The organism is Escherichia sp. WS1368 (assembly GCF_046487485.1).
Taxonomy (GTDB): domain Bacteria; phylum Pseudomonadota; class Gammaproteobacteria; order Enterobacterales; family Enterobacteriaceae; genus Escherichia; species Escherichia coli.
The window spans coordinates 41,310-60,545 of sequence record NZ_JBJQJI010000004.1 but is presented as its reverse complement, the minus strand read 5'-3'; the positions used below and the strand labels follow the sequence as shown (position 1 = coordinate 60,545).

Annotated in this window: 19 protein-coding genes; 15 read left to right on the top strand and 4 right to left on the bottom strand. The window is 52.0% G+C overall.

The annotated features are described in order from the left end of the window. The first annotated feature begins 22 nt into the window (after positions 1 to 22). Both flgK and flgL read left to right on the top strand, forming a co-directional pair. Entirely contained in the window at positions 23 to 1,666 is a 1,644-nt protein-coding gene (flgK, locus tag ACJHYD_RS11375) for a flagellar hook-associated protein FlgK (protein ID WP_000096478.1), read from the top strand. An 11-nt stretch (positions 1,667 to 1,677) separates the two neighbouring features. Then, the gene (gene flgL / locus ACJHYD_RS11370; RefSeq protein ID WP_001212768.1) at positions 1,678 to 2,631 is read left to right on the top strand and encodes a flagellar hook-associated protein FlgL; all 954 of its coding nucleotides are present in this window, start codon (positions 1,678 to 1,680) and stop codon (positions 2,629 to 2,631) included. Between the two features lie 94 nt (positions 2,632 to 2,725). Here flgL and ACJHYD_RS11365 read toward each other — a convergent pair whose 3' ends face one another. From ACJHYD_RS11365 to rne, 3 genes are all read right to left on the bottom strand, one after another. Beyond that, positions 2,726 to 3,220, bottom strand: a complete 495-nt coding sequence (locus ACJHYD_RS11365) for a GNAT family N-acetyltransferase (RefSeq protein ID WP_000613626.1) — start codon at positions 3,218 to 3,220, stop codon at positions 2,726 to 2,728. Next, complete coding sequence (locus ACJHYD_RS11360; RefSeq protein WP_001110447.1) at positions 3,217 to 3,510, bottom strand: DUF1778 domain-containing protein; 294 nt, start codon at positions 3,508 to 3,510, stop codon at positions 3,217 to 3,219. Before ACJHYD_RS11360 ends, ACJHYD_RS11365 begins: the two co-directional genes overlap by 4 nt. Before the next feature lie 132 nt (positions 3,511 to 3,642). Then, on the bottom strand, positions 3,643 to 6,828 hold the full coding sequence (gene rne, locus ACJHYD_RS11355) for a ribonuclease E (protein ID WP_001550951.1): 3,186 nt from the start codon (positions 6,826 to 6,828) through the stop codon (positions 3,643 to 3,645). A gap of 572 nt (positions 6,829 to 7,400) precedes the next feature. Here rne and rluC point away from each other — a divergent pair. Further along, positions 7,401 to 8,360 (top strand): 23S rRNA pseudouridine(955/2504/2580) synthase RluC, encoded by a 960-nt coding sequence (gene rluC, locus ACJHYD_RS11350; protein ID WP_000846342.1) that lies wholly within the window; start codon positions 7,401 to 7,403, stop codon positions 8,358 to 8,360. Between the two features lie 111 nt (positions 8,361 to 8,471). Here the strand turns inward: rluC and yceF are convergent, their stop codons facing one another. Further along, positions 8,472 to 9,056 carry a 7-methyl-GTP pyrophosphatase gene (gene yceF, locus ACJHYD_RS11345; RefSeq protein WP_001125202.1) on the bottom strand — a complete coding sequence of 195 codons (585 nt, stop codon included), beginning with the start codon at positions 9,054 to 9,056 and terminating at the stop codon, positions 8,472 to 8,474. 198 nt (positions 9,057 to 9,254) lie between these two features. Between yceF and yceD the strand changes: the two genes are divergently transcribed. The 12 genes from yceD to holB all read left to right on the top strand — a co-directional run bounded on the left by yceD (position 9,255) and on the right by holB (position 19,227). Next, the gene (yceD, locus tag ACJHYD_RS11340) at positions 9,255 to 9,776 is read left to right on the top strand and encodes a 23S rRNA accumulation protein YceD (RefSeq protein WP_001174481.1); all 522 of its coding nucleotides are present in this window, start codon (positions 9,255 to 9,257) and stop codon (positions 9,774 to 9,776) included. Between the two features lie 51 nt (positions 9,777 to 9,827). Beyond that, entirely contained in the window at positions 9,828 to 10,001 is a 174-nt protein-coding gene (gene rpmF, locus ACJHYD_RS11335; protein WP_000290727.1) for a 50S ribosomal protein L32, read from the top strand. A gap of 80 nt (positions 10,002 to 10,081) precedes the next feature. After that, positions 10,082 to 11,152 (top strand): phosphate acyltransferase PlsX, encoded by a 1,071-nt coding sequence (plsX, locus tag ACJHYD_RS11330; protein ID WP_000197578.1) that lies wholly within the window; start codon positions 10,082 to 10,084, stop codon positions 11,150 to 11,152. A 67-nt stretch (positions 11,153 to 11,219) separates the two neighbouring features. Then, on the top strand, positions 11,220 to 12,173 hold the full coding sequence (fabH, locus tag ACJHYD_RS11325; RefSeq protein ID WP_000288138.1) for a beta-ketoacyl-ACP synthase III: 954 nt from the start codon (positions 11,220 to 11,222) through the stop codon (positions 12,171 to 12,173). Positions 12,174 to 12,188: 15 nt separating this feature from the next. Continuing rightward, positions 12,189 to 13,118, top strand: coding sequence for an ACP S-malonyltransferase (fabD, locus tag ACJHYD_RS11320; RefSeq protein WP_000191372.1), 930 nt, complete (start codon positions 12,189 to 12,191; stop codon positions 13,116 to 13,118). 12 nt (positions 13,119 to 13,130) lie between these two features. Further along, positions 13,131 to 13,865, top strand: coding sequence for a 3-oxoacyl-ACP reductase FabG (gene fabG / locus ACJHYD_RS11315; RefSeq protein WP_001008535.1), 735 nt, complete (start codon positions 13,131 to 13,133; stop codon positions 13,863 to 13,865). A gap of 210 nt (positions 13,866 to 14,075) precedes the next feature. Next, complete coding sequence (gene acpP, locus ACJHYD_RS11310) at positions 14,076 to 14,312, top strand: acyl carrier protein (RefSeq protein ID WP_000103754.1); 237 nt, start codon at positions 14,076 to 14,078, stop codon at positions 14,310 to 14,312. 87 nt (positions 14,313 to 14,399) lie between these two features. Beyond that, entirely contained in the window at positions 14,400 to 15,641 is a 1,242-nt protein-coding gene (fabF, locus tag ACJHYD_RS11305; RefSeq protein ID WP_000044679.1) for a beta-ketoacyl-ACP synthase II, read from the top strand. Positions 15,642 to 15,760: 119 nt separating this feature from the next. After that, entirely contained in the window at positions 15,761 to 16,570 is an 810-nt protein-coding gene (pabC, locus tag ACJHYD_RS11300; protein ID WP_001550952.1) for an aminodeoxychorismate lyase, read from the top strand. Between the two features lie 2 nt (positions 16,571 to 16,572). After that, positions 16,573 to 17,595, top strand: a complete 1,023-nt coding sequence (yceG, locus tag ACJHYD_RS11295) for a cell division protein YceG (RefSeq protein WP_000756841.1) — start codon at positions 16,573 to 16,575, stop codon at positions 17,593 to 17,595. After that, entirely contained in the window at positions 17,585 to 18,226 is a 642-nt protein-coding gene (gene tmk / locus ACJHYD_RS11290; protein ID WP_001257002.1) for a dTMP kinase, read from the top strand. Before yceG ends, tmk begins: the two co-directional genes overlap by 11 nt. After that, a complete protein-coding gene (holB, locus tag ACJHYD_RS11285) occupies positions 18,223 to 19,227 on the top strand; it encodes a DNA polymerase III subunit delta' (protein ID WP_001267924.1) in 1,005 nt (334 codons plus the stop codon). Before tmk ends, holB begins: the two co-directional genes overlap by 4 nt. The last annotated feature ends 9 nt before the right edge of the window (positions 19,228 to 19,236 follow it).

Genomic DNA, 19,236 nt, shown 5'->3' with positions numbered 1-19,236 from the left:
TGAAGGCTTATAAGGAACCTCCATGTCCAGCTTGATCAATAACGCCATGAGCGGACTGAACGCGGCCCAGGCGGCGTTAAATACGGCAAGTAATAATATCTCCAGCTATAACGTTGCCGGATATACCCGCCAAACCACTATTATGGCGCAGGCCAATAGCACGTTGGGCGCTGGCGGCTGGGTTGGCAATGGCGTCTACGTTTCTGGTGTGCAGCGTGAGTATGATGCGTTTATTACCAACCAGTTACGTGCTGCGCAGACGCAAAGTAGCGGCCTGACCGCCCGCTATGAGCAGATGTCGAAAATCGACAATATGCTCTCCACCAGTACCTCTTCGCTGGCAACACAGATGCAGGATTTCTTCACCAGCCTGCAAACGCTGGTGAGTAACGCGGAAGATCCGGCAGCGCGCCAGGCGCTGATTGGGAAATCAGAAGGATTGGTGAATCAGTTTAAAACCACCGATCAATATCTGCGCGACCAGGACAAACAGGTCAATATCGCGATAGGTGCCAGCGTTGATCAGATCAACAATTACGCTAAACAAATCGCCAGCCTGAACGATCAGATCTCCCGCCTGACAGGCGTGGGGGCAGGGGCGTCACCTAACAATCTGCTGGATCAACGCGATCAACTGGTGAGCGAATTAAACCAGATTGTTGGCGTAGAAGTCAGCGTTCAGGATGGTGGCACTTATAACATCACGATGGCCAATGGCTACTCACTGGTTCAGGGAAGTACGGCGCGGCAACTTGCGGCAGTTCCTTCCAGCGCCGACCCTTCTCGTACGACTGTCGCTTATGTTGATGGGACGGCAGGCAATATTGAGATCCCGGAGAAATTACTGAATACCGGGTCGCTGGGCGGCATTCTGACATTCCGTTCTCAGGATCTTGACCAGACGCGTAATACGCTTGGACAACTGGCGCTGGCATTTGCCGAGGCTTTCAACACCCAACACAAAGCCGGATTTGATGCTAACGGCGATGCCGGTGAAGATTTCTTTGCTATCGGTAAGCCCGCGGTTCTGCAAAACACGAAAAACAAAGGTGACGTTGCGATCGGTGCAACGGTAACTGATGCCTCCGCGGTACTGGCGACAGATTACAAAATCTCGTTCGATAATAATCAGTGGCAGGTCACCCGCCTTGCCAGCAATACCACTTTTACGGTGACGCCGGATGCCAACGGTAAAGTGGCATTTGATGGTCTGGAGTTGACGTTTACAGGAACGCCTGCCGTTAACGACAGCTTCACGCTGAAACCGGTAAGTGACGCCATCGTCAACATGGATGTATTAATCACCGACGAAGCGAAAATCGCCATGGCGAGCGCAGAAGATGCGGGTGATAGCGACAACCGCAACGGTCAGGCCCTGCTCGATCTGCAAAGCAACAGTAAAACGGTGGGCGGTGCGAAATCCTTTAACGACGCTTATGCCTCGTTAGTGAGTGATATCGGTAATAAAACCGCGACGTTGAAAACCAGTAGCACCACTCAAGGTAATGTGGTGACGCAGCTTTCCAATCAGCAGCAGTCGATTTCCGGTGTCAATCTCGATGAGGAGTACGGAAATCTGCAACGTTTTCAGCAGTATTACCTCGCGAATGCGCAGGTTCTGCAGACGGCAAACGCGATTTTTGATGCGCTGATTAACATTCGCTAAGGGGAGATAAAATGCGTTTCAGTACCCAGATGATGTACCAGCAAAACATGCGCGGCATCACCAATTCTCAGGCAGAATGGATGAAGTACGGCGAACAGATGTCGACGGGTAAGCGAGTCGTTAACCCTTCAGATGATCCCATTGCTGCATCACAAGCTGTTGTTCTCTCCCAGGCACAGGCGCAAAACAGCCAGTACACGCTGGCGCGTACTTTCGCCACTCAAAAAGTGTCACTGGAAGAGAGTGTACTTAGCCAGGTCACCACCGCTATCCAGAATGCTCAGGAAAAAATTGTCTACGCCAGCAATGGCACCTTGAGTGACGATGACCGTGCCTCGCTGGCTACGGATATTCAGGGGCTTCGTGACCAGTTGCTGAATCTGGCGAACACCACTGACGGTAACGGGCGCTACATTTTTGCCGGTTATAAAACAGAAACTGCGCCGTTTAGTGAGGCGGATGGCAAATACGAAGGCGGAGCAGAAAGTATTAAACAACAGGTCGATGCTTCGCGTTCGATGGTGATAGGGCACACGGGTGACAAAATTTTCGACAGTATTACCAGCAACGCGGTAGCGGAACCAGACGGTAGCGCTTCTGAAACCAATCTTTTTGCCATGCTGGATAGCGCCATCGCAGCCCTAAAAACGCCGGTCGCGGATAGCGAAGCGGATAAAGAAACCGCCGCTGCGGCACTGGATAAAACCAACCGCGGACTGAAAAACTCGCTGAACAATGTGCTGACTGTTCGCGCGGAATTAGGCACGCAGCTGAACGAACTGGAGTCGCTGGATTCATTAGGTAGCGATCGCGCTTTAGGGCAAACGCAGCAGATGAGCGATCTGGTTGATGTGGACTGGAATGCAACTATTTCATCTTACATCATGCAGCAAACGGCATTGCAGGCATCGTATAAAGCATTTACCGATATGCAGGGATTGTCGCTGTTCCAGCTCAACAAATAAGCTCGCTTTAAAACATATCATGAAACTGGGTATGTTTTCTCTGCCTGCTCTGGGATCGCCGGGGCGGGCATTTTTTTGCATGAGACATAACGAACTATTTAAGACATTCCTGCAAATCAGCCAATGTTGCCATCAGTATCATAGAATCGACAGGCGATGGTTCAAACCCCACTCGCAGATAAAACTCACGGGCCTGGTCTGATAACGCATGGACCAACATTCCGCGAATACCAATGACTTCAGCCGCCTGTAGTACTCGTAGACCGGCATCTCTGACCATCGCACGACCGATGCCCTGACCCTGTAATGATTTATCTATTGCCAGACGACCAAGTACTACAACAGGGATCGGTTCTGGCATATTTCGGCGAAATCGTCCTGTCGCGACATACGTTTCAACGGCGCTGGAAGCAAGCGAATAATATGCCAAAACGTTGCTATACGTATCACAGCTAACAAATGTACGTGATGCGCCGGCAAGCTGATTTTTTAGGGCTCTCTGCTTTAGCCAGTTATCCATCGTTTCTACTCCCGAGCAAAAAGAGGTGAATTGATGCCTTGCCATGAGTGGCTCGGGGGCCTGAATCATTTTTTTTGCTCCCACGGCGCGGGTGTTTGCATGGTTTTGCGTAATGCAGCATTGGGCGCGGGGGGCTGATCCAGACGATTCAAAAATAGCTGGTAATCATCAGAATCGATCCTGAAAATTCTCTGCTCAATGAGCGCCTCTTCAGCTGCGGCTCTGGCGGCCTCAAGGACAAATTCGGTGCGATTTTTTCCTCGGGCTTTAGCGGCCCGGTCAATAAGATCGCGTTCTGCGGGTTTTATGCGCAAATTTAAAGATTCGCGCCTGGTTGGAATGTTATTGGCTGCTGGCATAAATATATCCTTCGGCTTTGCATGGATGATAATTATACAGCGCATGTAACGCTAATGTCATTACAACAAAGATGCTACCCTGAAATAAAAAAGCCCTGGCAGTTACCAGGGCTTGATTACTTGAGCTAATTATTACTCAACAGGTTGCGGACGCGCAGGAGCGGCAGAGGCATGATGCGTTGCCGTATGACCACCTGCAGCACCTTTACCTTCGAAGGCAAAAGTAGGGCGCTGCCAGTCACTGTGACGCGGTGCCTCCGGAACATATTCCGGTGCCGGAGCGCGCGTCATTGGCGCGGTAGCGTGGTTATGCTCAACGGTGACCTCAGGTTTAACCGCGGCTACCGTTTCAACTTCTGCTGCGACTTCGGCGACGACTGGCGCGGCAGGTTGAGCAACAACTTCAGGTTCAGCAACCACAACCTCAGCAGTTTCGGCAACTTCTTCAATATCTGCCGTCTCTTCCTGCGGTTCAACCACCGGTTCTGCGTGTTCTGCAACTTCCTGGGCTACGGCAACATCAGACTCGGTAATCACCTGCGGCTGTTCAGTTACCGCGGCGGCAATCACTTCAGGATGCGTCGTTTCAACCACTTCAGGTTGCGGTTCGGCAACCTGAACGGGGGCTTCTACAACTTCAGCCACTTCTTCAACAACCGGTGCGCTAACAGCAGGTTCGACAGCGGCGGCGACAGGGACCTCAGTCACCATCGGCTGCACTTGTACTTCTTCCTGTTCGCGCTGCTCTTCGACCTGTACATCTTGCGGACGTACAATTGGATAGCGGATCCAGACTTTGCCAGAGGCCAGTTCCGGAGATGCGCACGCTACGGTCAACGGCATTGGCGATTGGGTTGGATAACGCTCGTCACGATAGCGACGACGACGCTGACCACTCACGCGCAGGTGACGAGGCGAGCGGCGAGAACGACGCGGCATGCCACCGTTGTCACGGTTATCAGCATTGTTCTCTTCTTGCTGTTCTGGTGCAGTTTGCGCTACGACTGGCAGCGGGACTTTCACCAGTTCTGTGCGTGGAGCTGGCGCTTCCTGAACAATTGGTTCGGCAGCGACAGTTTCTTCAACCACTGGTGCGACTACCGCTTCTTCGGCTACGCTTTGCTCGTAACGCACTTTCTGATTGAGCTGACGCTGTTTACGACGCGGCTGAACCGGACGTACACGTTCTTCCTGTTCGGTTTCCTGAACAGATTGCTCTTCAACATTCAGCGCCTTTGCTTCTTGTTGCGCCTGACGTTTATCATCGTTACGGCGGCGGCTACGTTCACGACGCGGCGCTTGCTGCTCGTCGGTGGTACGTGCTTTTTCCGTTACCTCAGCCTGCTGACGGCTCTCACGCGTCTCGGCAGTCTGCTGCTGTGCCTGGCGACGATTACGACGGTTTTCTTCGCGATTATCGCTGCCTTCTGTACGTTCACTACGGGTATCGCGGCGCTCATTACGGTCACGGCGGTTGTTCTGACGAGGCTTGCGACGATCCTGTTGACGTTCCGGTTTCGCTTCTGCTTTCGGTGCTGGTTGCTCGGCCGGTTTGGTTTCTTCACCACCGCTGAACAGCGCTTTCAGTGCGCCGAAGAAGCGGCTCAACAACCCTGGTTGTGCAGGAGATGCTGGTGTTGCCGTTGCAGCTTTAGGTGCTGGGGCTACAACAGGCGCGGCAGGTTCAGCTGGGGTTGGAGCTGGCGGCACATCCGGCATGGCAAAGGTTGCCAGCGCAGGTTGTTCAGGACGCTTACGTTCAGCGAACTCTTCTTCAGACGGCAGCGCCATCGCTTCTTCATGCAGCTTCGGCAGCATGTAGCTTAAGGTTGGAGTTTCTTCCCCTTTACGCACGCGCAGCACATGGTAGTGCGGGGTTTCCATCTGATCGTTTGGCACAATCACACAGCGCACGCCGTCCTGACGAGTTTCAATCGCATTCACTGCAGAACGTTTTTCATTCAGCAGGTAAGACGCGATTGGCACAGGAACAATGGCGTGAACTTCCTGAGTGTTCTCTTTCAGCGCTTCTTCTTCGATCAGACGCAGAATAGAGAGCGACAACGATTCGTTGTCACGCACGGTACCGGTACCGGAGCAGCGCGGGCAGACGTGATGGCTGGATTCACCCAGTGATGGGCTCAGACGCTGACGGGACATTTCCAGCAGGCCAAAGCGAGAAATATGGCTGATTTGAATACGCGCCCGGTCCTGACGCACCGCTTCACGCAGACGGTTTTCTACCGCACGCTGGTGGCGTACTGGCGTCATGTCGATGAAGTCGATAACAATCAGGCCGCCGAGGTCACGCAGGCGCAGCTGACGAGCAATCTCATCGGCAGCTTCGAGGTTGGTGTTAAACGCGGTTTCTTCGATATCGCCGCCGCGGGTCGCGCGTGCGGAGTTGATGTCGATGGCGGTTAACGCTTCGGTGCTGTCGATAACAATGGAACCACCGGATGGCAGACGAACTTCACGCTGGAAGGCGGACTCAATCTGTGACTCGATCTGGTAGTGGCTGAACAGCGGGATCTCGCCGGTGTACAGTTTGATTTTGCTGCTGAAATCCGGGCGACCTAATGCAGCGATATGCTGGCGTGCCAGTTCGAGCACTTTCGGGTTATCGATAAGGATTTCGCCGATGTCCTGACGTAAGTAATCGCGGAATGCGCGAACGATTACGTTGCTCTCCTGATGAATCAGGAACGGAGCTGGGCGGCTTTCAGCGGCTTTTTTGATGGCTTCCCAGTGTTTCAGACGGAAGCTTAAATCCCATTGCAGCGCCTCAGCAGATTTGCCGACGCCAGCGGTGCGCACGATAAGCCCCATGCCTTCCGGCAGTTCAAGGCTTGCCAGTGCTTCTTTTAATTCGGTACGGTCGTCGCCTTCGATACGACGAGAAATGCCACCCGCGCGCGGGTTGTTCGGCATCAGAACCAGATAGCTACCCGCCAGACTGATAAAGGTGGTTAATGCCGCGCCTTTGTTGCCGCGCTCTTCTTTATCGATCTGAACAATGACTTCCTGACCTTCACGCAACACATCTTTAATGTTGGGACGACCATGAGCACTGTAGTTAGCAGGGAAATATTCGCGGGCAATTTCTTTTAGTGGGAGGAAACCGTGACGTTCAGCGCCGTAATCAACAAAAGCAGCTTCCAGACTCGGTTCAATGCGGGTGATTTTACCTTTGTAGATGTTTGCCTTTTTCTGCTCGTGCCCTGGACTTTCGATATCCAGGTCATACAGACGCTGCCCATCTACAAGGGCAACGCGCAACTCTTCCTGCTGAGTTGCGTTGATTAACATTCTTTTCATCGTAACTTACTCATTATTCTTACATTGACGACTAAGCTGCGGGCAAAGTAACGCCTTTCCGGGTGTGAACCGATGGCCTCGTGTCTAGTCGCGTCGCCAACCTCACGGTTATCGTCAGCTCAAAGAGGCGCAGAGTGTCGGTTGCCCGTTTTTCATGCGGAAAAACAGCGCAATTATCAAAGAAACAGACTGGGTATTACTCTCCAGAAATATTTCCATCTACCGGTAAGGACTGCAACCCGCAGCCCGCTAACTGCCTGAAAGATCAATACGTCTTACGCCATTGCTGCGTGGATGATCGGTCGGGCAAAATGGGTTATTCCGTAAAATTTCTTGTTTTAACAAGGATGGACACGGAAACGGCCTCATTATTCCACTGCAAGCCTTGTTATAGCAAGATGACTTTTACCATTTATCACCCGCTTACTCACAGTTTTTTCACTTCTTGCTGGTGATTGGTTTAATAACCATCAATAAAGTGATCACGTAGTGAAGTAATAAGGTGCAAAACTAAATATAAGCATAGAAAAATGAGTGGCGCGAATCCTGTTGGCTAATTAGAATCGCCCACCATGAAAACAGAGACTCCATCCGTAAAAATTGTTGCTATCACCGCTGACGAAGCGGGGCAACGTATCGATAACTTTTTGCGTACCCAATTGAAAGGCGTACCAAAAAGTATGATTTACCGTATTTTGCGTAAAGGCGAAGTGCGGGTGAACAAAAAACGTATTAAGCCTGAATATAAACTCGAAGCGGGTGATGAAGTACGTATCCCACCGGTTCGCGTTGCTGAGCGGGAAGAAGAGGCGGTTTCGCCACATCTGCAAAAGGTGGCAGCGCTGGCGGACGTCATCTTATATGAAGATGACCATATCCTGGTGCTGAATAAACCTTCCGGTACGGCGGTACATGGCGGCAGTGGTTTAAGCTTCGGCGTTATCGAAGGTTTGCGGGCGTTGCGCCCGGAAGCGCGGTTCCTTGAACTGGTTCATCGTCTTGACCGGGACACCTCAGGTGTGTTGCTGGTAGCGAAAAAACGCTCGGCGTTGCGTTCTCTGCATGAGCAATTACGTGAAAAAGGGATGCAAAAAGATTACCTGGCGCTGGTGCGCGGTCAGTGGCAGTCGCATGTGAAGAGCGTTCAAGCGCCGTTACTGAAAAATATTCTGCAAAGCGGCGAACGTATCGTGCGTGTCAGTCAGGAAGGCAAACCGTCGGAAACACGCTTTAAAGTGGAAGAACGCTATGCATTTGCCACCCTGGTGCGTTGTAGCCCGGTAACAGGGCGTACTCATCAGATCCGTGTGCATACACAGTATGCGGGTCATCCGATTGCCTTTGACGATCGCTACGGTGACCGTGAATTTGACAGACAGCTCACTGAAGCCGGCACGGGATTAAATCGTCTGTTCCTGCACGCCGCAGCGTTGAAGTTTACCCATCCGGGGACCGGTGAGGTGATGCGTATCGAAGCGCCGATGGATGATGGTTTGAAGCGTTGTTTGCAAAAGCTGCGTAACGCGCGCTAATACGAGCATATAAGCATGATAATGGGCGGTTGGCCTGATAAGGCGTTTACGCCGCATCAGGCCGCCAGCACCGATTGCCGGATGCGACGTAACCGCATCCGGCGCAAACAACTATCCCATCAGCGGGTTTTTCCCTTCCCGACGTAACATCTGACACAGCGCGATTAGCGGTAAACCAACCAGCGTGTTAGGATCACGCCCCTCTAAACGCTCAAACAGAGTAATGCCAAATCCTTCACTCTTAAAGCTACCCGCGCAGTGCAGGGGATGCTCTTTACGCACGTAATTATCAATCTCCGCCTCGCTCAGGTGACGGAAATGGACGTCAAAAGGCTCCACTTCTGTTTGTAGATGCCCATTCGCCGAATTAAACAACGCCAGTCCAGTATAGAAGGTGACGATATTGCCGCTGGCTTTGCGTAATTGCAGACGGGCATTTTCTTCCGTTAACGGTTTACCGGTGATTTCGCCATCAAGAACACATACCTGGTCTGAACCAATAATTAAATGATCCGGATAACGTGACGCCAGAGATTGTGCTTTTTCTTGTGCCAGTCGAAGCACCAACTGTCGCGGTGATTCGTCGCTGCGTGGGGTTTCGTCGACCTCTGGTGCTGCACATTCAAAAGAGATTTGCAGTTTTTCCAGAAGAGCGCGACGCCAGGGCGAAGTGGAGGCTAAAATAAGTTTAGGCATATTTTTTTCCATCAGATATAGCGTATTGATGATAGCCATTTTAAACTATGCGCTTCGTTTTGCAGGTTGATGTTCGTTATCAGCACTGAACGAAAATAAAGCAGTAACCCGCAATGTGTGCGAATTATTGGCAAAAGGCAACCACAGGCTGCCTTTTTCTTTGACTCTATGACGTTACAAAGTTAATATGCGCGCCCTATGCAAAAGGTAAAATTACCCCTGACTCTCGATCCGGTTCGTACGGCTCAAAAACGCCTTGATTACCAGGGTATCTATACCCCTGATCAGGTTGAGCGCGTCGCCGAATCCGTAGTCAGTGTGGACAGTGATGTGGAATGCTCCATGTCGTTCGCTATCGATAACCAACGTCTCGCAGTGTTAAACGGCGATGCGAAGGTGACGGTAACGCTCGAGTGTCAGCGTTGCGGGAAGCCGTTTACTCATCAGGTCTACACAACGTATTGTTTTAGTCCTGTGCGTTCAGACGAACAGGCTGAAGCACTGCCGGAAGCGTATGAACCGATTGAGGTTAACGAATTCGGTGAAATCGATCTGCTTGCAATGGTTGAAGATGAAATCATCCTCGCCTTGCCGGTAGTTCCGGTGCATGATTCTGAACACTGTGAAGTGTCCGAAGCGGACATGGTCTTTGGTGAACTGCCTGAAGAAGCGCAAAAGCCAAACCCATTTGCCGTATTAGCCAGCTTAAAGCGTAAGTAATTGGTGCTCCCCGTTGGATCGGGGATAAACCGTAATTGAGGAGTAAGGTCCATGGCCGTACAACAGAATAAACCAACCCGTTCCAAACGTGGCATGCGTCGTTCCCATGACGCGCTGACCGCAGTCACCAGCCTGTCTGTAGACAAAACTTCTGGTGAAAAACACCTGCGTCACCACATCACTGCCGACGGTTACTACCGCGGCCGCAAGGTCATCGCTAAGTAATCACGCGTCTGCGTGATGAAGCTTAGTGAGGATTTTCCCCAGGCAACTGGGGAAAGACCAAACCGGGCGGCGACGATACCTTGACACGTCTAACCCTGGCGTTAGATGTCATGGGAGGGGATTTTGGCCCTTCCGTGACAGTGCCTGCAGCATTGCAGGCACTGAATTCTAATTCGCAACTCACTCTTCTTTTAGTCGGCAATCCCGACGCCATCACGCCATTACTTGCTAAAGCTGACTTTGAACAACGTTCGCGTCTGCAGATTATTCCTGCGCAGTCAGTTATCGCCAGTGATGCCCGGCCTTCGCAAGCTATCCGCGCCAGTCGTGGGAGTTCAATGCGCGTGGCCCTGGAGCTGGTGAAAGAAGGTCGAGCGCAAGCCTGTGTCAGTGCCGGTAATACCGGGGCGCTGATGGGGCTGGCAAAATTATTACTCAAGCCCCTGGAGGGGATTGAGCGTCCGGCGCTGGTGACGGTATTACCGCATCAGCAAAAGGGCAAAACGGTGGTCCTCGATTTAGGGGCCAACGTCGATTGTGACAGTACAATGTTGGTGCAATTTGCCATTATGGGCTCAGTTCTGGCTGAAGAGGTGGTGGAAATTCCCAATCCTCGCGTGGCGTTGCTCAATATTGGTGAAGAAGAAGTAAAGGGTCTCGACAGTATTCGGGATGCCTCAGCGGTGCTTAAAACAATCCCTTCTATCAATTATATCGGCTATCTTGAAGCCAATGAGTTGTTAACTGGCAAGACAGATGTGCTGGTTTGTGACGGCTTTACAGGAAATGTCACATTAAAGACGATGGAAGGTGTTGTCAGGATGTTCCTTTCTCTGCTGAAATCTCAGGGTGAAGGGAAAAAACGGTCGTGGTGGCTACTGTTATTAAAGCGTTGGCTACAAAAGAGCCTGACGAGGCGATTCAGTCACCTCAACCCCGACCAGTATAACGGCGCCTGTCTGTTAGGATTGCGCGGCACGGTGATAAAAAGTCATGGTGCAGCCAATCAGCGAGCTTTTGCGGTCGCGATTGAACAGGCAGTGCAGGCGGTGCAGCGACAAGTTCCTCAGCGAATTGCCGCTCGCCTGGAATCTGTATACCCAGCTGGTTTTGAGCTGCTGGACGGTGGCAAAAGCGGAACTCTGCGGTAGCAGGACGCTGCCAGCGAACTCGCAGTTTGCAAGTGACGGTATATAACCGAAAAGTGACTGAGCGTACATGTATACGAAGATTATTGGTACTGGCAGCTATCTGCCCGAACAAGTGCGGACAAACGCCGATTTGGAAAAAATGGTGGACACCTCTGACGAGTGGATTGTCACTCGTACCGGTATCCGCGAACGCCACATTGCCGCGCCAAACGAAACCGTTTCAACCATGGGCTTTGAAGCGGCGACACGCGCAATTGAGATGGCGGGCATTGAGAAAGACCAGATTGGCCTGATCGTTGTGGCAACGACTTCTGCTACGCACGCTTTCCCGAGCGCAGCTTGTCAGATTCAAAGCATGCTGGGCATTAAAGGTTGCCCGGCATTTGACGTTGCAGCAGCCTGCGCAGGTTTCACCTATGCATTAAGCGTAGCCGATCAATACGTGAAATCTGGGGCGGTGAAGTATGCTCTGGTCGTCGGTTCCGATGTACTGGCGCGCACCTGCGATCCAACAGATCGTGGGACTATTATTATTTTTGGCGATGGCGCGGGCGCTGCGGTGCTGGCTGCCTCTGAAGAGCCGGGAATCATCTCCACCCATCTGCATGCCGACGGTAGCTATGGTGAGTTGCTGACGCTGCCTAATGCTGACCGTGTGAATCCAGAGAATTCAATTCATCTGACGATGGCGGGCAACGAAGTCTTCAAGGTTGCGGTAACAGAACTGGCGCACATCGTTGATGAGACGCTGACGGCGAATAATCTTGACCGTTCTCAACTGGACTGGCTGGTTCCGCATCAGGCTAACCTGCGTATTATCAGTGCAACAGCGAAAAAACTCGGCATGTCGATGGACAATGTCGTGGTGACGCTGGATCGCCACGGTAATACCTCTGCGGCCTCTGTCCCGTGCGCGCTGGATGAAGCTGTACGCGACGGGCGCATTAAGCCGGGGCAGTTGGTTCTGCTTGAAGCCTTTGGCGGTGGATTCACCTGGGGCTCCGCGCTGGTTCGTTTCTAGGATAAGGATTAAAACATGACGCAATTTGCATTTGTGTTCCCTGGACAGGGTTCTCAAACCGTTGGAATGCTGGCTGATATGGCGGCGAGCTATCCAATTGTCGAAGAAACGTTTGCTGAAGCTTCTGCGGCGCTGGGCTACGACCTGTGGGCGCTGACCCAGCAGGGGCCAGCTGAAGAACTGAATAAAACCTGGCAAACCCAGCCAGCGCTGTTGACTGCATCTGTTGCGCTGTATCGCGTATGGCAGCAGCAGGGTGGTAAAGCACCGGCAATGATGGCCGGTCACAGCCTGGGGGAATACTCCGCACTGGTATGCGCTGGCGTGATTGATTTCGCTGATGCGGTGCGTCTGGTTGAGATGCGCGGTAAGTTTATGCAAGAAGCCGTACCGGAAGGAACGGGCGCTATGGCGGCAATCATCGGTCTGGATGATGCGTCTATTGCGAAAGCGTGTGAAGAAGCTGCAGAAGGTCAGGTCGTTTCTCCGGTAAACTTTAACTCTCCGGGACAGGTGGTTATTGCTGGTCATAAAGAAGCAGTTGAGCGTGCTGGCGCTGCCTGTAAAGCTGCGGGCGCAAAACGCGCTCTGCCGTTACCAGTGAGCGTACCGTCTCACTGTGCGCTGATGAAACCAGCAGCTGACAAACTGGCAGTAGAATTAGCGAAAATCACCTTTAACGCACCAACAGTTCCTGTTGTGAATAACGTTGATGTGAAATGCGAAACCAATGGTGATGCCATCCGTGACGCACTGGTACGTCAGTTGTATAACCCGGTTCAGTGGACGAAGTCTGTTGAATACATGGCAGCGCAAGGCGTAGAACATCTCTATGAAGTCGGCCCGGGCAAAGTGCTTACTGGCCTGACGAAACGCATTGTCGACACCCTGACCGCCTCGGCGCTGAACGAACCTTCAGCGATGGCAGCGGCGCTCGAGCTTTAAAAGAGGAAAATCATGAATTTTGAAGGAAAAATCGCACTGGTAACCGGTGCAAGCCGCGGAATTGGCCGCGCAATTGCTGAAACGCTCGCAGCCCGTGGCGCGAAAGTTATTGGCACTGCGACCAGTGAAAATGGCGCTCAGGCGATCAGTGATTATTTAGGTGCCAACGGCAAAGGTCTGATGTTGAATGTGACCGACCCGGCATCTATCGAATCTGTTCTGGAAAAAATTCGCGCAGAATTTGGTGAAGTGGATATCCTGGTCAATAATGCCGGTATCACTCGTGATAACCTGTTAATGCGAATGAAAGATGAAGAGTGGAACGATATTATCGAAACTAACCTTTCATCTGTTTTCCGTCTGTCAAAAGCGGTAATGCGCGCTATGATGAAAAAGCGTCATGGTCGCATTATCACTATCGGTTCTGTGGTTGGTACCATGGGAAATGGCGGTCAGGCCAACTACGCTGCGGCGAAAGCGGGCTTGATCGGCTTCAGTAAATCACTGGCGCGCGAAGTTGCGTCACGCGGTATTACTGTAAACGTTGTTGCTCCGGGCTTTATTGAAACGGACATGACACGTGCGCTGAGCGATGACCAGCGTGCGGGTATCCTGGCGCAGGTTCCTGCGGGTCGCCTCGGCGGCGCACAGGAAATCGCCAACGCGGTTGCATTCCTGGCATCCGACGAAGCAGCTTACATCACGGGTGAAACTTTGCATGTGAACGGCGGGATGTACATGGTCTGACCGCGATTTGCACAAAATGCTCATGTTGCGCGCAGTCTGCGTGGTTATGAGTAATAATTAGTGCAAAATGATTTGCGTTATTGGGGGGTAAGGCCTCAAAATAACGTAAAATCGTGGTAAGACCTGCCGGGATTTAGTTGCAAATTTTTCAACATTTTATACACTACGAAAACCATCGCGAAAGCGAGTTTTGATAGGAAATTTAAGAGTATGAGCACTATCGAAGAACGCGTTAAGAAAATTATCGGCGAACAGCTGGGCGTTAAGCAGGAAGAAGTTACCAACAATGCTTCTTTCGTTGAAGACCTGGGCGCGGATTCTCTTGACACCGTTGAGCTGGTAATGGCTCTGGAAGAAGAGTTTGATACTGAGATTCCGGACGAAGAAGCTGAGAAAATCACCACCGTTCAGGCTGCCATTGATTACATCAACGGCCACCAGGCGTAAGTGAACATCTCCAGGCGGTCGTTCGACCGCCTGAGTTTTATCTTTTTGTCCCACTAGAATCATTTTTTCCCTCCCTGGAGGACAAACGTGTCTAAGCGTCGTGTAGTTGTGACCGGACTGGGCATGTTGTCTCCTGTCGGCAATACCGTAGAGTCTACCTGGAAAGCTCTGCTTGCCGGTCAGAGTGGCATCAGCCTAATCGACCATTTCGATACTAGCGCCTATGCAACGAAATTTGCTGGCTTAGTAAAGGATTTTAACTGTGAGGACATTATCTCGCGCAAAGAACAGCGCAAGATGGATGCCTTCATTCAATATGGAATTGTCGCTGGCGTTCAGGCCATGCAGGATTCTGGCCTTGAAATAACGGAAGAGAACGCAACCCGCATTGGTGCCGCAATTGGCTCCGGGATTGGCGGCCTCGGACTGATCGAAGAAAACCACACATCTCTGATGAACGGTGGTCCACGTAAGATCAGCCCATTCTTCGTTCCGTCAACGATTGTGAACATGGTGGCAGGTCATCTGACTATCATGTATGGCCTGCGTGGCCCGAGCATCTCTATCGCGACCGCCTGTACTTCCGGCGTGCACAACATTGGCCATGCTGCGCGTATTATCGCGTATGGCGATGCTGACGTGATGGTTGCAGGTGGCGCAGAGAAAGCCAGTACGCCGCTGGGCGTTGGTGGTTTTGGCGCGGCACGTGCATTATCTACCCGCAATGATAACCCGCAAGCGGCGAGCCGCCCGTGGGATAAAGAGCGTGATGGTTTCGTACTGGGCGATGGTGCCGGTATGCTAGTACTTGAAGAGTACGAACACGCGAAAAAACGCGGTGCGAAAATTTACGCTGAACTCGTCGGCTTTGGTATGAGCAGCGATGCTTATCATATGACGTCACCGCCAGAAAATGGCGCAGGCGCAGCTCTGGCGATGGCAAATGCTCTGCGTGATGCAGGCATTGAAGCGAGTCAGATTGGCTACGTTAACGCGCACGGTACTTCTACGCCGGCTGGCGATAAAGCTGAAGCGCAGGCGGTGAAAACCATCTTCGGTGAAGCTGCAAGCCGTGTGTTGGTAAGCTCCACGAAATCTATGACCGGTCACCTGTTAGGTGCGGCGGGTGCAGTAGAATCTATCTACTCCATCCTGGCGCTGCGCGATCAGGCTGTTCCGCCAACCATCAACCTGGATAACCCGGATGAAGGTTGCGATCTGGATTTCGTACCGCACGAAGCGCGTCAGGTTAGCGGAATGGAATACACGCTGTGTAACTCCTTCGGCTTCGGTGGCACTAATGGTTCTTTGATCTTTAAAAAGATCTAAATTGTCATTTTCCACCCTTATAAAAGGTCCGCTTGCGGGCCTTTTTTCTTAGCTTTTATTCCGACTTGTTCCGTAGTGAACATGCTGCCACACTAACAATTCTCTGATAAGGAGCCGGTATGTTCTTAATTAACGGTCATAAGCAGGAATCGCTGGCAGTAAGCGATCGGGCAACGCAGTTTGGTGATGGTTGTTTTACCACCGCCAGAGTTATCGACGGCAAAGTCAGTTTGTTATCGGCGCATATCCAGCGACTACAGGATGCTTGTCAGCGGTTGATGATTTCCTGTGACTTCTGGCCTCAGCTTGAACTAGAGATGAAAACGCTGGCAGCAGAACAGCAAAATGGTGTGCTGAAAGTGGTGATCAGTCGCGGTAGTGGCGGGCGAGGATACAGCATATTGAACAGCGGACCGGCAACGCGGATTCTCTCCGTTACGGTTTATCCCGCACATTACGACCGTTTGCGTAACGAGGGGATGACGTTGGCGCTAAGCCCGGTGCGGCTGGGGCGCAATCCTCATCTTGCAGGTATTAAACATCTTAATCGGCTTGAGCAAGTATTGATCCGCTCTCATCTTGAGCAGACAAACGCTGATGAGGCGCTGGTCCTTGACAGCGAAGGGTGGGTTACGGAATGCTGTGCGGCTAATTTGTTCTGGCGGAAGGGCAACGTAGTTTATACGCCGCGACTGGATCAGGCAGGTGTTAACGGCATTATGCGACAATTCTGTATCCGTTTACTGGCACAATCCTCTTATCAGCTTGTCGAAGTGCAAGCCTCGCTGGAGGAGGCGTTGCAGGCAGATGAGATGGTTATTTGTAATGCGTTAATGCCAGTGATACCCGTACGTGCCTGTGGCGATGTCTCCTTTTCGTCAGCAACGTTATATGAATATTTAGCCCCACTTTGTGAGCGCCCGAATTAGTCATGAAAAAAGTGTTATTGATTATCTTGTTATTGCTGGTGGTACTGGGTATCGCCGCTGGTGTGGGCGTCTGGAAGGTTCGCCATCTTGCCGACAGCAAATTGCTTATCAAAGAAGAGACGATATTTACCCTGAAGCCAGGGACCGGACGTCTGGCGCTCGGTGAACAGCTTTATGCCGATAAGATCATCAATCGCCCACGGGTTTTCCAATGGCTGCTGCGTATCGAACCGGATCTTTCTCACTTTAAAGCCGGGACTTACCGCTTTACACCGCAGATGACCGTGCGCGAGATGCTGAAATTGCTGGAAAGCGGTAAAGAAGCACAGTTCCCTCTGCGACTGGTAGAAGGGATGCGTCTGAGCGATTACCTCAAGCAATTGCGTGAGGCCCCGTATATCAAGCACACGCTGAGCGACGATAAGTACGCCACCGTAGCGCAGGCACTTGAACTGGAAAACCCGGAGTGGATTGAAGGTTGGTTCTGGCCAGACACCTGGATGTATACCGCCAATACCACCGATGTCGCGTTACTCAAGCGAGCGCACAAGAAAATGGTGAAAGCGGTCGATAGCGCCTGGGAAGGGCGTGCGGACGGTCTGCCCTATAAAGATAAAAACCAGCTGGTGACGATGGCATCAATTATCGAAAAAGAAACCGCCGTTTCCAGCGAACGCGATCAGGTTGCCTCGGTATTTATCAACCGTTTACGCATTGGTATGCGCCTGCAGACCGACCCGACCGTGATTTACGGGATGGGAGAGCGTTATAATGGCAAACTTTCTCGTGCAGACCTGGAAACGCCGACAGCGTATAACACCTATACCATTACCGGTTTGCCGCCAGGTGCGATAGCGACGCCGGGGGCGGATTCGCTGAAGGCTGCTGCGCATCCGGCAAAAACGCCGTATCTCTATTTTGTGGCCGATGGTAAAGGTGGTCACACGTTTAATACCAATCTTGCCAGTCATAACAAGTCTGTGCAGGATTATCTGAAAGTGCTTAAGGAAAAAAATGCGCAGTAAGTATATCGTCATTGAGGGGCTGGAAGGCGCAGGCAAAACTACCGCGCGTAACGTGGTGGTTGAGACGCTCGAGCAACTGGGTATCCGCGACATGGTTTTCACTCGGGAACCTGGCGGTACGCAACTTGCCGAAAAGTTAAGAAGCCTGGTGCTGGATATCAAATCGGTAGGCGATGAAGTCATTACCGATAAAGCCGAAGTTCTGATGTTTTATGCCGCGCGCGTTCAACTGGTAGAAACGGTCATCAAACCTGCGCTGGCTAACGGCACCTGGGTGATTGGCGATCGCCACGATCTCTCCACTCAAGCCTATCAGGGTGGAGGACGTGGTATTGACCAACATATGCTGGCAACACTGCGTGATGCTGTTCTCGGGGATTTTCGCCCCGACTTAACGCTCTATCTCGATGTTACCCCGGAGGTTGGCTTAAAACGCGCGCGTGCGCGCGGCGAGCTGGATCGTATTGAGCAAGAATCTTTCGATTTCTTTAATCGCACCCGCGCCCGCTATCTGGAACTGGCAGCACAAGATAAAAGCATTCATACCATTGATGCCACCCAGCCGCTGGAGGCCGTGATGGATGCAATCCGCACTACCGTGACCAACTGGGTGAAGGAGTTGGACGCATGAGATGGTATCCATGGTTACGACCTGATTTCGAAAAACTGGTAGCCAGCTATCAGGCCGGAAGAGGTCACCATGCGCTGCTCATTCAGGCGTTACCGGGCATGGGCGATGATGCTTTAATCTACGCCCTGAGCCGTTATTTACTCTGCCAACAACCGCAGGGCCACAAAAGTTGCGGTCACTGTCGTGGATGTCAGTTGATGCAGGCTGGCACGCATCCCGATTATTACACCCTGGCTCCCGAAAAAGGGAAAAATGCGCTGGGCATTGATGCGGTACGTGAAGTCACCGAAAAGTTAAATGAGCACGCACGCTTAGGTGGTGCGAAAGTTGTCTGGGTAACCGATGCTGCCTTACTGACTGACGCCGCGGCTAACGCATTGCTGAAAACGCTTGAAGAGCCACCAGCAGAAACTTGGTTTTTCCTGGCTACCCGCGAGCCTGAACGCTTACTGGCAACATTACGTAGTCGTTGTCGGTTACATTACCTTGCGCCGCCGCCGGAACAGTACGCCGTGACCTGGCTTTCACGCGAAGTGACAATGTCACAGGATGCACTACTTGCCGCATTGCGCTTAAGCGCCGGTTCGCCTGGCGCGGCACTGGCGTTGTTTCAGGGAGATAACTGGCAGGCTCGTGAAACATTGTGTCAGGCGCTGGCATATAGCGTGCAATCGGGCGACTGGTATTCGCTGCTAGCGGCCCTTAATCATGAACAAGCTCCGGCGCGTTTACACTGGCTGGCAACGTTGCTGATGGATGCGCTAAAACGCCATTATGGCGCTGCGCAGGTGACCAATGTTGATGTGCCGGGGCTGGTCGTCGAACTGGCAAACCATCTTTCTCCCTCGCGCCTGCAGGCTATACTGGGGGATGTTTGCCACATTCGTGAACAGTTAATGTCCGTCACAGGCATCAACCGCGAGCTTCTCATCACCGATCTTTTACTGCGTATTGAGCATTACCTGCAACCGGGCGTTGTGCTACCGGTTCCTCATCTTTAAGAGAGACAT

Coding starts and splice junctions, on each gene's coding strand:
- rluC (WP_000846342.1), top strand. CDS start 7,401: ATGAAAACAGAGACTCCATCCGTAAAAATTGTTGCTATCACCGCTGAC.
- tmk (WP_001257002.1), top strand. CDS start 17,585: ATGCGCAGTAAGTATATCGTCATTGAGGGGCTGGAAGGCGCAGGCAAA.
- rne (WP_001550951.1), bottom strand. CDS start 6,828: ATGAAAAGAATGTTAATCAACGCAACTCAGCAGGAAGAGTTGCGCGTT.
- yceD (WP_001174481.1), top strand. CDS start 9,255: ATGCAAAAGGTAAAATTACCCCTGACTCTCGATCCGGTTCGTACGGCT.
- rpmF (WP_000290727.1), top strand. CDS start 9,828: ATGGCCGTACAACAGAATAAACCAACCCGTTCCAAACGTGGCATGCGT.
- holB (WP_001267924.1), top strand. CDS start 18,223: ATGAGATGGTATCCATGGTTACGACCTGATTTCGAAAAACTGGTAGCC.
- ACJHYD_RS11365 (WP_000613626.1), bottom strand. CDS start 3,220: ATGATTCAGGCCCCCGAGCCACTCATGGCAAGGCATCAATTCACCTCT.
- fabH (WP_000288138.1), top strand. CDS start 11,220: ATGTATACGAAGATTATTGGTACTGGCAGCTATCTGCCCGAACAAGTG.
- yceG (WP_000756841.1), top strand. CDS start 16,573: ATGAAAAAAGTGTTATTGATTATCTTGTTATTGCTGGTGGTACTGGGT.
- yceF (WP_001125202.1), bottom strand. CDS start 9,056: ATGCCTAAACTTATTTTAGCCTCCACTTCGCCCTGGCGTCGCGCTCTT.
- flgK (WP_000096478.1), top strand. CDS start 23: ATGTCCAGCTTGATCAATAACGCCATGAGCGGACTGAACGCGGCCCAG.
- flgL (WP_001212768.1), top strand. CDS start 1,678: ATGCGTTTCAGTACCCAGATGATGTACCAGCAAAACATGCGCGGCATC.
- ACJHYD_RS11360 (WP_001110447.1), bottom strand. CDS start 3,510: ATGCCAGCAGCCAATAACATTCCAACCAGGCGCGAATCTTTAAATTTG.
- acpP (WP_000103754.1), top strand. CDS start 14,076: ATGAGCACTATCGAAGAACGCGTTAAGAAAATTATCGGCGAACAGCTG.
- fabG (WP_001008535.1), top strand. CDS start 13,131: ATGAATTTTGAAGGAAAAATCGCACTGGTAACCGGTGCAAGCCGCGGA.
- fabD (WP_000191372.1), top strand. CDS start 12,189: ATGACGCAATTTGCATTTGTGTTCCCTGGACAGGGTTCTCAAACCGTT.
- pabC (WP_001550952.1), top strand. CDS start 15,761: ATGTTCTTAATTAACGGTCATAAGCAGGAATCGCTGGCAGTAAGCGAT.